The organism is Eubacterium multiforme (assembly GCF_030813415.1).
Taxonomy (GTDB): domain Bacteria; phylum Bacillota; class Clostridia; order Clostridiales; family Clostridiaceae; genus Clostridium; species Clostridium multiforme.
In genome coordinates, this window is sequence record NZ_JAUSUF010000001.1 from 509,564 (window position 1) to 524,948 (window position 15,385).

Here is a 15,385-nt window from a genome sequence, read left to right on the forward strand (position 1 = left end):
GTTATGCTCCTATAAAATTTTATAGGAGCTTTTTGTAATACAAAAAAAATGGGGGTTTTATTTATGAAAGAAATTAAATTTACTGATATAGAAGGAATTAAACTTGGTCATGCACAAAATGAAGAAGGATGTACAGGTTGCTCTGTTATAATATGCGAAAAAGGTGCAACAGGTGGAGTTGATGTTCGTGGTGGCTCACCTGGAACAAGGGAAACTGATCTTTTAGATCCATCAGAAATGGTAGAAAAAATAAATGCTGTTGTTTTATCTGGTGGAAGTGCCTTTGGTCTTGATGCTTCTTCTGGTGTTATGAAATATCTTGAGGAAAGAAATATAGGTTTTGATGTAAAGGTTACTAAAGTTCCAATTGTTTGCTCTGCTGTTCTTTTTGATTTAGCCTTTGGAAGTTCAAAAATAAGACCTGACAAAAAAATGGGCTACGAAGCTTGCATAAATAGTGAAAACTATAAAGATGATATAAATGGAAATATTGGAGCAGGCTACGGCGCAACTGTTGGTAAAATATTAGGAGAATCTACAGCTATGAAAGGCGGCTTAGGAACTTATGCCCTTCAAGTTGGGCCTCTTAAAGTTGGTGCTATAGTTGCTGTTAATTGTTTAGGTGATGTTGTTAATCCAGAAAACTTAGAAATTATTGCAGGTGCTTTAGATAAAAAAAATAACACTTTTCTAAATAGCGAAGAAATATTATTAAAAAATTTAGAAAATCCTAAAGATCCCTTTAAAGGCAATACAACAATTGGTTTAATCGTAACTAATGGAGATTTTACAAAAGCTCAAGCAAAAAAAATTGCTTCTATGGCTCATAATGGCTTTGGAAGAACTATGAGACCAGCTCATACAATGTTTGATGGTGATACAATTTTTACTATGTCAACTAATGAAGTACCTTCTGATGTATCAACTGTTGGAATGCTTGCTGCTAAAGTTATGGAAAAGGCTATTATTAGAGCTGTAAAAGAAGCCTCATCTCTTAATGGTGTTCCTTCTTTTAATGATTTAAAAAATTAGTATATTTTAAATTTAAAAAGGTTAAAATATAAAGGCGTTTTGCTTCTATAAATAACTTACACAAGCTATTTTTTCCTTATATCTATTTAGTTTCCAAAAATGGTTATAATAATACAGTTTATAAAACCTAAAAGGACGCAAACTATGAGTGTAAAGTAAATCAAACAAACTTTACAAAATAATTCATTTACTTAAGGAGGAATTTAAAATGGCAACAAAATTAGTACCAGAAGCAAAAGATGGATTATCAAAATTCAAGAATGAAGTAGCTAATGAAATGGGAGTTCCATTCACTGACTACAATGGAGACCTATCTTCAAAACAATGCGGTAGCGTTGGTGGAGAAATGGTTAAGAGAATGGTACAAGAATACGAAAATAAAATTAAATAATAATTAAACCAAATAAAAAATGGTAGAATTAATTTTCTACCATTTTTTTTATTTTATTAAATTTGTTTTATTAAATTTTTATTATATAACTTGTATGTTTCATCAGATACCTTAGCAATTTCATTATTATGAGTAACCATAACCAAACATTTATTTTCTTCTTTTACAATTTCCTTAAATAATTTAATTATATCATTTGATGTTTTTTCATCTAAATTTCCTGTTGGTTCATCAGCTATTATTATTTTACTTTCTGATACTAATGCCCTTGCAATAGCAACCCTTTGTTGTTGTCCACCACTTAAAGTTAATACTTTTTGATCTGCTTGTTTCTCTGTAAGACCTACCTTTTTAAGCATATTTAAAGCTCTTTCTCGCTTATTATTTATTTTTAATCCCTTTATAGAAATAGCTGATATTACATTCTGAAGAGCAGTCATATAAGTAATTAAATTATAGCCTTGAAATATTATTGATACATATTTGTTTCTATAAGCATTAAGTCCTATGTCTTTTATACTCTTATTTTTATATAATATTTCTCCAGATTTATTTTTATCAAGTCCTGATATAAGAGATAAAAATGTAGTTTTTCCACTTCCTGATGGTCCAATTACTGTATAAAATTTTCCATTATAAAAACTTGCATTTAATTTTTCTAATATTTTATTTGAATCCTTATACCAATATGATACATCTTTTAATTCTAATACTTTTTCATCATCCATTTTCTCTCCTCCTAATCATGCTTACTTAAAATTTCTTTAGGTTGCAATCTCATTATTGCTATTGAAGGAATGACCACTCCAAATAATGATATTATAAATGCAATTCCACACATCTTACTATAATCTTTTCCAGAAACGCTAACATCTAATGAAGAAATTTTTTCTATTTTGGATTTATTAAAATTGCCTTCACCTCTATTATCTTTGCCATTCATATTAGGACCGCCCATATCTGGAAAACCTTGCATTCCTTGAGGCATATGTTCTCTATTATTAGAATTATCTACAGAAGTTTCTTTAGCTAATAACATATTTCCTATTTGATTACTTACAGTATTTCCAATTATGGCTGATGTGCCTAAAGATAAAGTTAATATAATAAGCACCTCTACTAAAAATTGAGAAACTATCTTTATTTTTTTCTCTCCAAGTGATAAAAGAATGCCTACTTCATTTCTTCTTTCCTTTATTGATAACATTATTATTAAACCTAGTATAATTGCTCCTGCAATTGATACAACAATAACTGTTATTTTTGCAAAGGATGCTATATTTTCAATAGGACCCATCATTGTTTCATAAGCTCTACTATTTGCATCTAAAGAATATGTGTCAAAATCTATATCAAGTTTCTTTCCTTCTTCTAAAAATTTATCCACATTAATTGGATCATTTAAATAAAATTGCGCACTATCTACCTTATTTTTATAACTGCTACCTTTTAGGGTGTTTGCTACATTATATGGAACATAAATTTTATTATATGGATTCATTGAATTATTTCTCATAGCTCCTTCTGATATTTCTGAACTATTTTTATAAATCCCTATAACTTCAAGTTTAATAGTTTTTGAACTAGTTGTAGTTGATTTAACCTTTATCTTATCTCCAACCTTTAAATTATTTTGCTCTGCTAATGTATTCTCTATAACTGCAACATTCTTATTTTTAAAAGCTTCTGTAATTTCTTTTCCTTTAACTATGGAAGATTCTCCATCTAAAAATGAACTTACATCTTTTAGATTTAAAATCCCTTCTAATATAATATCTCCCCTTACCCTATTACTTTCCTTAAATCCTTTCATAAATTCTTCATTTTCATTAATCTTAGTTGATTCTGTACTACTTATTGGAGTAAATCCATCTGCAATTCCTTCTGTTGAAGAGGTAACATTATAGCTCTTTATATTGTCTAACTTTAAAACCTTATCCACGTCCTTTAAAGATATTGGATTTCTCTCTAACTTAAAGGCTTTTTGTCCACCTTCTTCTCTCATCTTCTCTTTAATTTTTTCCATATTAGGAGCAAGTGTAACTGTCGCTCCAAGTTTTTGTCTTGCTAAAATTCCAGCTTTTTCTGTAGCACTCTCTATAGAAAAGCCAGATAATACAAATATACAAATAGATGTCATTACTAAAAATAATATTATGCTCTTACCAAATCTCTCCTTAACACTTAAAAATGCTCTAAATAAAAAATCCATGTTCTCCCCTCTTTCATTAAAAGTTATGTACTTAGAATAAAGTAACTACCTGTAATAAAAGTGAAAAGAACATGAATTCTAGATGAAGTTTCTATTCTTTTTTAAAATATAATGAAAATATAAATTTTTCATCATCAATATTTATTTTATATTCAATATTTCCATGAGTGTCTAATAGTGTCTTTACTATATAAAGACCTAGTCCACTACCTCCAGTCTCTTTATTCCTAGATTTTTCACCTCTATAAAATGCTTTAAATAAAGAATCCTTACTAATATTATTTACATCCTTTGAATAATTAGTTATTTCAAACAATCCATTTTTATTTATATAAATTTCTATATCCTTATTTTCTAAAGAATATTTAAGACTATTATTAATAAGATTTGATATGATCTTTTTTATTATATTTATATCTCCATTTACTAATAAAACTTCCTCTTCTTTAATATTTACCTTTAAATTTTTTTCTAAAATAAAATATTCATATCCATCTACAATGTCTTTTACTAAATTATTTAAAGAAAATTCTTCATACTTTAAATATAAATCTTCTTCATACTTTGCAAGATTAATTATTTCAAGAACTAGGGTTTTAAGCTCTAGAACACTATCTAAACTCTCTTTTAAATATTTATCTCTATCTTTATATGGTCCTATTTTATAAATCATTCCTTCTATCTGCCCATTTATAACAGTTATAGGAGTTTTAAGTTCATGTGATATTGCCTTTATAAAATCTCTCCGTCTCCTATCTTGAAGTTTTTCCTTTTCAATATCACTTAAAAGTTTTTCATTGGCAATCTTTAAATTATATATCTTTTCTTCAAGATTTGAACTAATTAAATTAATGCTATTAGACAGCTCTGCTATTTCATCTTTTCCAGTATAAGAAAGCTTTTCATTAAAATTTAATTTTGAAATTTTCTTAGCTACATTATTTATTTTAAATAATGGCTTACTTATTACAATTGAATATATGTACTGTGATAAAAGTCCTATTCCTATTGTTATTAAAATTATTATAGGAAGTATTCTAATCATTACCATTTGCATATTATTTAAAAACTTAATTGGAGAGTGAATGGTAATTATACAATCTCTATCTATTCCTTTAAAATAAAACTCTTTACTAATTTTTATATCCTTTTTTTCATTCATATCATCTTTAAAAAAGTTTCTTTTTGTTATATCTTCTTTAGGTGGTTTTCCAAATATTCTATTTGAAGAATATACAACATCACCATAAAGAGTTGTTATCAAAACCATACCTTCATTGTTATATGCATACTGATCTAAAGTTTTAGTATAATCAATATTAGTATTATTTTCTAAAGTCTCTATTAATTGATTAGTTGATGTCTTTACTGTATTTTCCTTTATGTCTAAATAAATTATAGGTACAATTAAAAATAATAGAGTATATATAACAATTGAAGTTATTAATACTACTGAACTTGTTATTATGAACAGTTTCTTTTTAATTCCAATCTTATTCCACTGATTTTTTAAGTACATAGCCAATACCCTTTACTGTTCCTATATAATCATAATATATCTTTTTTCTTATATTTTTTATGTGTGCATCTATTACTCTCATATCCCCATAATAATCATAGCCCCAAACTTTATCCATTAAAATTTCTCTAGATACTACATTTGGATAGGACTCCATAAGAATTTTTAATATATTAAATTCCTTTAACGTAAACTCTACTTCTTTTCTATCTATATAAACCTTATATGTATTTAAATTAATAACTATTTTTTCAAATGACAATTCATTAGATATTTTTTCTTCTCTATCACTTCTTCTAAGGACTGCCTCTACTCTCTTTATTAAAACATTAAAAGAAAAAGGTTTTGTAATATAGTCATCAGCCATTGCTTCAAACCCTTTAATTTCATCATCTACTTCACTAAGTGCAGTTAAAAATATTATAGGAACTTTACTCTTTTCTCTTATTAAATTACATAATCCATAGCCATCAAGCTTTGGCATCATTACATCTAAAATTACTAAATCATACTTATTTTCTTTAAATTTTGAATATCCAACTACTCCATCATAAGCACTGTCTACTTCATATCCTTCACTTTTTAAAAACTCAACAATAAGTTCATTTATTTTAATTTCATCTTCAACAACTAATATTTTTTTCATAATATCCTCCTTGTTATAATTTTATCACTAACTTATATTAAATATTTAAATTTCACATAGATTTCACATAGAAAAAGTATTTCAAATTATAAAAAGTATTATATATATTTTGTTGTTATAAATTGGATATCATTGTATAATGTTTTTTATATAAAAAATCATAGTAAATGATTTTATTTAAGGAGGTTATTATTTGAAATATATAAAAAACAACCTTAAACCTTATATGCTAATTGCTACATACATAATAGTATTAGCTTATATAGTTTTAAACCTATCAACAGTTTGGACATTTTTAGGTAAAATTTTAGGTATACTAAGTCCATTTTTACTTGCAATAGCTATTGCTTTTGTTTTGAATATACCAATGAAGTTAATAGAAAACAAACTATTAAAATTTATGGATAACTCAAAAAAATTCCCATTTTTAAAATATTTTAAAAGAGCATTTTCTATTGTTATAACTATTTTACTTGTAGTTGGTTTATTAACTACTTTAGTGATATTTGTTATACCGCAACTTGTAGATAGTTTTTCAAAATTAATTGATAGTGTTCCAGGTTATGTACAATCCTTTGAACATTTAGTTACTTCAAATCTTGGAAGTTTTCAAGGCTTTGACAAAGTATGGAGTGATATTTTAAATGCTTGGAAAGATATTTTAAGCTTTGCAGGACAATTTTTAGGAGTTACATTAAATCGTTTAGTTAATATAACTGTTAGCCTTACATCTGGAGTAGTTAATTTCTTCTTAGCTGTAGTATTTGCAATTTATATGCTTGCAAGTAAAGAAGTTCTTATTTTTCAATGTAAGAAACTTTTATATGCTCACTTAAAAGAAAAAACTGCAAATTATATTCTTAAAGTAGGCAGGCTATCAAATGAAACTTTTCAAAAATTCATTGCAGGACAATGTACAGAAGCTGTTATAATAGGAACTCTTTGCTTTATTGGAATGCTTATATTAAGACTTCCTTATGCCCTTTTAATTGGGTTTATAGTGGGAGTAACAAGTTTAATTCCTATATTTGGAGCTTTCCTTGGAACTATACCTTCAGCATTTTTAATTTTTATAATTAATCCAGTAAAGGCACTTGTCTTTATAATATTTATAATTGTTCTTCAACAATTTGAAGGTCATTTAATTTATCCAAAGGTTGTTGGAAATTATATTGGACTATCTGCTATTTGGGTTATGTTTGCAATGCTAGTTGGAGGAAGTATTCTTGGATTTGTTGGATTACTTATAGGAATTCCTCTATTTGGAGTAATATATAAATTACTTAAAGAAAATACAAATAATAAATTAATATCAAAAGAATTATCAAATAAAGATATATTAGACAAGTAAATTATTATAAAAATTACATGTAATAAAAAAGGTTTTTCAAAGAAAACTAAGAAAAACCTTTTTGTAAAACAAAAGTGGTAGACTTTTAATCTACCACTTTTGTTTTATAATCCTGCTTCTTTAAATTTACGTTCCATAAATATTGTTGCTTTGTAAATATGTTTCTTTAAAGCTCCAAGTATAAAGAATATTACTCCAAATAAACAAAGCATTTCTACATTATGAATTGTACTTGACCAAATAGGCCCTGCAATTCCTTCTCTAAATCCATCAATGGCATAGGTAAATGGCCATAATGGTTGTAACACTTCAAATATTTTAGGGTTTGTTTGTATTGGATAAATTCCTCCTGCCCCTGCAATTTGAAATACCATAATTACAACAGCAATAGCTTTACCTATATTTCCAAATAAAGAAACGAGAGTAAATATTATAAATGTAAATACAATGCAACTTAACAGTCCCATTCCAAAGAAGACCATTGTATTTTTTGGCTTAACACCTAATATATAAATATCTCCAAGTAAAACTATTATAGTTTGTACTATTCCTATTGTAAGGAATAATAACATTTTCCCAAAGTGTTTTTGTATAACAGAAATTTTTTCTCCATCTTCAAAGTCCTCACATTCTGTTGTAAGAAGTGCTGACATAAGAAGTATTCCAACCCATATACCTAAAACTGTATAAAATGGTGTTAATGCAACTCCAAAAATTCCTGCATCATAAACTTCTACATTTTTAACATTTATAGGTGATGACATAAATGAAGCCATAGTTTCTGGATTTTTCTCCATCATATTAATAGCATTATTTAAACTATTTTCGCTTATATCCTTTGTGTCATTTTCAATTCCTGTTAATTTGCCCTTAAATTCATTAATCTTTGCATTTACATTAGATATTTGAGAAGATGCTACATCTCCACTTGCTATTCCAAAGTTAGCTAATGCATTTAACTGAGGTATTATAACTTTACTTCCTTCTAATACATTATTAGTACTATTACTTCCTTGTGCTAAACTGCTTCCTATTGAATTTAAAGCTGGAAGTGTACTATTATAAAAACTACTACTTGAAGCTGATAAACTACTTGATATATTTGAACTTGAGTTCATTAATTTATCAATTATCTTATTTATAGCATCTTTATCTTTTCCTGAATTAACAGCATTTTTAAGTTCATTTAATGTAGTTTTATTTTTAGCTAGTATTCCTTGAAGCTCATTTAAGTTTGCTATCTCTTTTTCAATAGAATTCTTTTTAAATATATCATTTATTTTTTTAAGAGAATTTTTATCAGCTTCAATTATATTATCTAATATATCCATGGAAGCTTGCATTTTTTCTATGCTATTATTTAAAGCTTTGTCATTAGCTGGGTTATTATTAATATCCCTTAACTTATTTAAAAGTTCATTATATTTATCATTAATCATTTGAACTTGTAATAAATCATTTTTCATAGCACTACTTAAATCCTGCACACTCATTTGAGTATTCATTATAAGATCCCTATTACCTTGTACCATTCCTTGAAGAGAATTTATAGAATTAGTTACTGTTGGTAATTCTCCTTTAGCCTCATTTAAATATTTTTGAATATTATTTATATTTCCACTTGAAGCATTTAATTGATTTTCTATTTTATTTAAATTATCTTGAGTTTGATCTAAAGTTGATTTAAGTTCTAATATTTGTGGTTTATTCTTTTTAACATCTCCACCAAATTGATTTAAATACTTAAAAGCTTCCTTATTAACTGCATTAATAAAATTACTCTTTATCTCTTGTGTTAATTTACTTTTAGCTACTTCAGTTATTTTAGTAGCTATTGCATTTACTTTTTCATTTGCCTTATATATTATATCTGGCTTATTAGGATTTTTGGTTAATAAACTTGCCAAATCACTTGAAAATGTTGGTGGAATTTCTATTAATGCATAATAGTCACCTTCATTTAATCCATAATTACCTTGCCAATTGCCAACAAATGTCCAACCTATACTTTTATTTTTTTTCAATTGTTCAACTATTTCATTTCCAATATTAATACTTTTCCCTTTAATACTTGCTCCTGTATCATCATTTACTACTGCAACAGGAATTTCTCCTGTATTTACATAAGGATTCCAACATGCCTTTATATTAACCCAGGCATAAAGTGATGGAATACAGAATAGTCCTAGAACTATAATTATGGCAGCAGGATTTTTAATGATGTTTTTTAAATCTCTCTTAAAAACCTTTAATATTTTTCTCATTTTTTCCTCCTAAAAAAATAATTCTTTATTCTGATATTCCTGATTCCTCAAATTTATCTTCAAATTTCTTTACATGTTTACAAAGTTTTTCCTTAAAGAATATTCCTATAATTAGCATAATAGCAGAAAATACAAATAACATAGCAAAATCTAATACTACACTACTAATTAAAGGTCCCGCTATCGCTTCTCTAACTCCACCTAATGCATAGGTAAATGGGAAAAATGGTTGTAAAACTCTAAATATTTTTGGATCAACCTGAATTGGATAAGTTCCTCCTGAACCTGCAATTTGTATTACTAAAAGTATTATATTCATAGCCTTTCCGATATTCCCAAATAAAGATACTAATGTATATGTTATTATACTAAAGCAAAGGGATGAAACTATACCAAAAATAATAAAAAGTACAGGGTTTACAGTATAAACTCCAAGTATTAATTTATCTCCTAGAGTAATTACTATACCTTGTATTACTCCTAAAAGTGAGAATGTTAAAAGCTTTCCTAAATATCTCTCTTTAACTGTAAATTTTTCGCTTCCTTCAAAGGGAGCTACATCAGTAGATAAAATAGAAGTTAATATAAGCCCTCCAACCCACATAGCTAACACTGAATATATAGGTGCCATTCCTGAACCATAGTTTGGAACCTTGTAAATTGATTCATCTTTTACGTTAAATGGATCTGCTATATAAGATCCCATTACTTCAGGCTTACTTTGAAGTATAGTTACAATTTCGCTTAAATCATCATCACTTATAGCACTAAGTTTTTTACTTAAAAAATCAATTGAACTTTTAAAATAATTAAACTTTTGTTCTAAATTACTTGATGTTTCATATGTTAAATTTGTTCCGCTAAGTGCTGAATCTATAAGCCCATTCATATTCTTAACCATTGTTTTTGAACTTCCAAGCAATTTATTTGCATCTTCAGTTGCTTTTATATAATTATTACATATCTTTTCAATAGATTTTTTAGTATTTCTACTATATTCTTTTGTAACTTTATTTACATTGCTATTCATAGAAGAATTTAATGAATTAATTTCACTTAAAATTCCACTACTTAATTTTCCTGTTGATTGTAATGAATTATTTAAATCATCTAATTTAGGATTTTCTGCATTTAAAGATGTTTTTAAATTATTTAATGCAGAAATCATTTTTGAAATATCACTATTTGATGAATTTTTATTTAGCTCATTTAAATAATTAATAATATTATCAATACTCTTATTCATAAAGCTTATTTCTTGTTTCATAAAGGATACTGTTGTACTAGCACCCTCTGATCCTCCAGTAGATGCTAATTCATTTAGACTTCCTAAAAGTGCTTTCATTCTTTTACTTGAAGAATCTATTTGATTTAAATTAATAGACAGACTGCTAAAAGAACTATTTACAATATTTTTTGTACAATTAGTTAATTCTTTAGATTGTTTAGTACTATCTTGCATTGCATCAATTCCACTTGTAACTTGAGGTAGAGTTGATTTTATACTAGTAAGATATGTATTTAAGTTTTTAGCATTATTACTTGTATCACTTAATGAAGCTATTATTAAATTTAAGTTTTTATCAATATTAATTATTGCATGTTTTAATGCTATAATTTCTCCTTTATTTTTTTGAAGCTTCTCTCCAACTTTATTTAAAGAAGAAAATATTATTTTATTAACTGTTGATACAAAGTTAGATTTAATTTGATCAACTAATTGTTCCTTTGCAATACCTGTTATTTTTCCTGATACTGGATTTGCCTTTGTATCTACCTTGTAAATAAGTTCTGGTTTAACTGGATTATCTGTTGTTAAACTAGTTAAATCCTTTGAAAAATTTTCTGGAATTTCTATCATAGCATAGTATTTTCCATCTATTATTCCTAAATTTGCTTGATTTGCATTAACGAATTTCCATCCTATAGCTTTATTATTTTTAAGTTCTGAAACTACCTCATTTCCCATATCAATCTCTTTACCATCAATGATTGTCCCCTTATCATTATTAACCACAGCTATTGGAACTGTACTTGTATTTTCATAGGTATTCCAACAAGCCTTTATGTTTACCCACGCATAAAGGGAAGGAATTACACATACTCCAGCTATTATTAACATTGCCACTGGATTTTTAATAATAGCTCTCATATCCCTCTTAAATACCGAAATAACGTTTTTCATATTTCACCTCCAAAAGTTCAAATAACGACAATATCATAATTTTATCAATTTTAAATGTATTATCGATAAATTTTTTATGAATATTCTATGTCTATATAAATCTAAACTAATATAGAAGCTATTTTTTACTGCATATTTAGTAATATTAATGGAATATTTATAAACACTTAACTATTTTATAACTTTACTATGATAAAGTTATAAAGATTAGACTTGAAGGAGGAACACTATGAGTACAAATACTAAAAAACTTACATTAATGTCATTAATTTTAATGATATTTACCTCTGTTTTTGGATTTACAAATATTGCTAGAGCTTTCTACCTTATGGGATATTCAGCTATACCTTGGTACATATTCTCAGCAATTACTTTCTTTATACCTTATGCATTTATGATGGCTGAATACGGTGCTGCTTTCAAAAATGAAAAAGGTGGTATATATTCTTGGATGAACTTATCTGTTGGCCCTAAATATGCATTTATAGTTACCTTTATGTGGTATGCTTCAAATGTTATTTGGATGGTTTCAGTTTCATCATCTATATGGATACCATTATCAAACGTTTTCTTTGGAAAAGATACTACAGCAACTTGGTCTATATTAGGTTTAAGTACTCCCCATACAATGGCTGTACTTGGATCAATCTTAGTTATAGCAATAACATTTTTTGCTACAAAAGGACTAGATAGCATAAAAAGAATAACTTCAATCGGAGGAACATTTGTTGCACTTTCAAATGTTATATTATTTATTCTTGCAATTGTAGTTTTAGCTTTAAATCACTTTAAATTTGCAGAACCACTTACAGCTTCTGCACTTATTACTTCACCAAATCCAGCTTACCAATCTCCTATAGGACTTTTAGGATTTATGGTTTTTGCTATATTTGCATATGGTGGATTAGAAGTTATAGGTGGATTAGTTGACCAAACTGAAAATCCTGAAAAAACATTCCCAAAAGGAATAAAAATTGCAGCAATAGTTATAGCTGTTGCCTATGCAATTGAAATACTTTGTGTAGGATTTTTCACTAACTGGACTGGAGCATTAAATGGAAATGATATAAATATGGCAAATGTAGCCTATGTTGTTATGGGTAATTTAGGATATTCCTTAGGAATGGCATTACATCTTGGAATACCTACTGCTAAAATTTTATATAGTATATTTGCAAGATTTATAGGACTTTCAATGTTCTTAGCCTTACTTGGAGCTTTCTTTACAATAATATACGCTCCAATAAAACAATTAATAGAAGGAACTCCTAAAGAGGTATGGCCTAAATCATGGACTAAAGTTGATAAAAATAATATGCCAAGAAATGCAATGATAGTACAATGTATTGTTGTTGTTGCTATTATTTTAATTTCATCTTTTGGTGGAGATACAGCTTCTAAGTTTTTCAATTACTTAATATTAATGAGTAATGTTGCAATGACTATTCCTTATATATTTATTGCATTAGCATTTATTTCTTTCAAAAAGAAAGAAAGTATAGTAAAACCTTTCGTTGTATTTAAAACTCATTTATCAACTAAAATTTGGACTATAATTGTTATTATAACTGTTACATTTGCAAATATATTTACAATTATACAACCAGTTTTAACTACTGGAGATTATACAGCTATGATCTTCCAAATTGCAGGTCCAATAGTATTTACTATTGCAGCCTTACTTCTTTATGATAGATACGAAAAAAAATATAAAACTTTAAATTAATATATTTAAACTTATTAATTTAAAGTCTTAAATAAACTACCTTATTTATAAAAAAGTAAACTTAAAAGCTGTACTTAAAGTAATATTTTCATTACATATAAGTACAGCTTTTTCATTAAATTAATTCTATTTCATCATTTAATTTAATATTTCCACCCTTTAAAACTTTACTAAATACTCCATGTATAGGCATTATACACTTTCCTACTCTATGAAATATTTCACATTCACTATGACACTTCTTACCTATTTGAGTTATTTCCAAAATAACATCTCCTATTTTAAGCTTTTGTCCAATATCTAATTTATCAACTTCTATTCCATCTACTACAATGTTTTCTCCAAAATCTCCAAATTTAACATTTCCACCTTCAGCATTAAAATCTTCTATTTTTTTTAATTCTAATAAACTTACTTGTCTATGCCACTTTCCTGCATGAGCATCATCTTTTATTCCAAAATCTTCAATTAAAAGTGCCTCTTCAACTTCATATTTTGCAGTTCCTTTTTTAGGACTTGTGCAAATTGCTGCTACCTTGCCCATAATTAGCCTCCTATTTCATTCATAAACTTTTCTTCTTTATTTTTATCTTCTACCTTAAAGAGATATTTTTCTGGCTTATTATATATCTCTTCTTTAAGTATTTCCCTAAGATTGTCATCACTAATACCTTTATCTAATAGCCCTTTTAAATTTACTTTTCCTCTCCAATTTAAACATTGCTTAAGGAGCCCATCATTTGTAATTCTAATTCTATTACATTCTTTACAAAAGCAATTACTCATGGCACTAATAAATCCAATCTTACCTATTCCATCTTCTAGCTTTATATATTCTGCTGGTCCATCATGGGAATTTCTTTTTATATAAGAAAATTTAATTTTTTTATTTTTTAAAAACTCCATTAACTTTTCATTTGAAATTCCACTATAATTTTTTCCTTCTCCAATAGGCATTAATTCTATAAATCTAACATCTAAAGGTTTCTTTGTTGTTAATTTCATTAAATCAATTATTTCATCATCATTAATTCCTTTAACTATAACTACATTTAATTTAACCTTTATTCCCTTATCTAAGCATTTATTAATTGCAGATGTAACCTTTGAAAGATCTCCACCTCTAGTTATTTTACGGTATCTGTCACTTTTAAGTGTATCTAAACTTATATTAACCTTTTTAAGTCCAGCTTCTACTAATTCATTAACTTTATCATCTAATAATATTCCATTTGTTGTTATAGCAATCTCTTCTATTCCATCTATAGAATTTATATCTTTTATTAAGTTAACTATTTTATCTCTAACTAAAGGCTCTCCTCCAGTAAGTCTTATTTTTCTAATTCCAAGCTTTGCAGCTTCCTTTGAAATTCTATAAATATACTCATTTGAAAGTTTATTATCTTCTGAACAAAAAATATTTCCTTTCTCTGGCATACAATATATACATCTTAAGTTACATTTATCAGTAATAGAAATTCTAAGGTAATCTATATTTCTTCCATATTTATCCTTTATTGTACTCACCTCAAAACTTTAATAATTGGCTATCTAAAATCAACACTTAACTAAAACATAGCCTAATAATTAAATTCTCCACTCTTTCCGCCAGTTTTTTTAACTAAATGTATATCTTCTATTACCATTTTTTTATCTATAGCTTTACACATATCATATATTGTAAGTGCTGCAACAGAAACACCTGTTAATGCTTCCATTTCAACTCCTGTTTTTTCAAAAATCTTAGCTTTTGATGTTATTATTATTTCTGAATTTTCCTCATCTATTTCAAAATTAATGCTACATCCATTTATCATTAATGGATGACACATTGGAATAAGATCTGATGTTTTCTTAATAGCCATAATACCAGCAACTCTAGCAACACCTAAAACATCACCTTTTCCTATTTCTCCTTTTTTTATAAGAGCAATTGTTTCTTTACTTGTTTTTACCTTTCCAGTTGCAATTGCTACTCTCTCTGTCTTATTCTTTTCAGTTACATCTACCATAACTGCATTTCCTTCGTTGTCAAAATGATTAAATTTTTTATCCATTT

General features: G+C 26.9%; 13 protein-coding genes. 4 read left to right on the plus strand and 9 right to left on the minus strand.

Annotated features, from left to right (window positions below; genetic code table 11):
* Positions 1 to 63 precede the first annotated feature (63 nt).
* Together J2S18_RS02360 and J2S18_RS02365 are read left to right on the plus strand one after the other, a co-directional pair.
* Positions 64 to 1,032 (plus strand): P1 family peptidase, encoded by a 969-nt coding sequence (locus tag J2S18_RS02360; protein WP_307482755.1) that lies wholly within the window; start codon positions 64 to 66, stop codon positions 1,030 to 1,032.
* 208 nt (positions 1,033 to 1,240) lie between these two features.
* Positions 1,241 to 1,423 (plus strand): alpha/beta-type small acid-soluble spore protein, encoded by a 183-nt coding sequence (locus tag J2S18_RS02365; protein WP_209795732.1) that lies wholly within the window; start codon positions 1,241 to 1,243, stop codon positions 1,421 to 1,423.
* Positions 1,424 to 1,479: 56 nt separating this feature from the next.
* Here the strand turns inward: J2S18_RS02365 and J2S18_RS02370 are convergent, their stop codons facing one another.
* The 4 genes from J2S18_RS02370 to J2S18_RS02385 form a co-directional block, all read right to left on the minus strand.
* On the minus strand, positions 1,480 to 2,151 hold the full coding sequence (locus J2S18_RS02370) for an ABC transporter ATP-binding protein (protein ID WP_307482759.1): 672 nt from the start codon (positions 2,149 to 2,151) through the stop codon (positions 1,480 to 1,482).
* Between the two features lie 11 nt (positions 2,152 to 2,162).
* Positions 2,163 to 3,635 carry an ABC transporter permease gene (locus tag J2S18_RS02375; protein WP_307482762.1) on the minus strand — a complete coding sequence of 491 codons (1,473 nt, stop codon included), beginning with the start codon at positions 3,633 to 3,635 and terminating at the stop codon, positions 2,163 to 2,165.
* Positions 3,636 to 3,726: 91 nt separating this feature from the next.
* Entirely contained in the window at positions 3,727 to 5,154 is a 1,428-nt protein-coding gene (locus J2S18_RS02380) for a HAMP domain-containing sensor histidine kinase (protein WP_307482764.1), read from the minus strand.
* Entirely contained in the window at positions 5,129 to 5,803 is a 675-nt protein-coding gene (locus J2S18_RS02385; RefSeq protein ID WP_307483522.1) for a response regulator transcription factor, read from the minus strand. The genes J2S18_RS02380 and J2S18_RS02385 overlap by 26 nt, the downstream gene beginning before the upstream one ends.
* 190 nt (positions 5,804 to 5,993) lie before the next feature.
* Here J2S18_RS02385 and J2S18_RS02390 point away from each other — a divergent pair, with 190 nt between their 5' ends.
* Positions 5,994 to 7,151 carry an AI-2E family transporter gene (locus J2S18_RS02390; protein WP_307482766.1) on the plus strand — a complete coding sequence of 386 codons (1,158 nt, stop codon included), beginning with the start codon at positions 5,994 to 5,996 and terminating at the stop codon, positions 7,149 to 7,151.
* Positions 7,152 to 7,255: 104 nt separating this feature from the next.
* On the opposite strand, the gene J2S18_RS02395 is transcribed toward J2S18_RS02390, so the two are convergent.
* A complete protein-coding gene (locus J2S18_RS02395; RefSeq protein WP_307482768.1) occupies positions 7,256 to 9,415 on the minus strand; it encodes a YhgE/Pip family protein in 2,160 nt (719 codons plus the stop codon).
* 25 nt (positions 9,416 to 9,440) lie between these two features.
* Complete coding sequence (locus J2S18_RS02400; protein ID WP_307482771.1) at positions 9,441 to 11,600, minus strand: YhgE/Pip family protein; 2,160 nt, start codon at positions 11,598 to 11,600, stop codon at positions 9,441 to 9,443.
* A 229-nt stretch (positions 11,601 to 11,829) separates the two neighbouring features.
* On the opposite strand from J2S18_RS02400, the gene yjeM reads away from it, so the two are divergent.
* Positions 11,830 to 13,326: a glutamate/gamma-aminobutyrate family transporter YjeM gene (gene yjeM / locus J2S18_RS02405; protein WP_307482774.1), complete on the plus strand. Its 1,497-nt coding sequence runs from the start codon at positions 11,830 to 11,832 to the stop codon at positions 13,324 to 13,326.
* A gap of 115 nt (positions 13,327 to 13,441) precedes the next feature.
* Here yjeM and J2S18_RS02410 read toward each other — a convergent pair whose 3' ends face one another.
* The 3 genes from J2S18_RS02410 to moaC form a co-directional block, all read right to left on the minus strand.
* Complete coding sequence (locus J2S18_RS02410) at positions 13,442 to 13,870, minus strand: MOSC domain-containing protein (RefSeq protein WP_307482776.1); 429 nt, start codon at positions 13,868 to 13,870, stop codon at positions 13,442 to 13,444.
* A gap of 2 nt (positions 13,871 to 13,872) precedes the next feature.
* Positions 13,873 to 14,844 (minus strand): GTP 3',8-cyclase MoaA, encoded by a 972-nt coding sequence (moaA, locus tag J2S18_RS02415; protein WP_307483524.1) that lies wholly within the window; start codon positions 14,842 to 14,844, stop codon positions 13,873 to 13,875.
* A 62-nt stretch (positions 14,845 to 14,906) separates the two neighbouring features.
* Positions 14,907 to 15,383 carry a cyclic pyranopterin monophosphate synthase MoaC gene (gene moaC, locus J2S18_RS02420; protein ID WP_307482778.1) on the minus strand — a complete coding sequence of 159 codons (477 nt, stop codon included), beginning with the start codon at positions 15,381 to 15,383 and terminating at the stop codon, positions 14,907 to 14,909.
* Between the last annotated feature and the right edge of the window lie 2 nt (positions 15,384 to 15,385).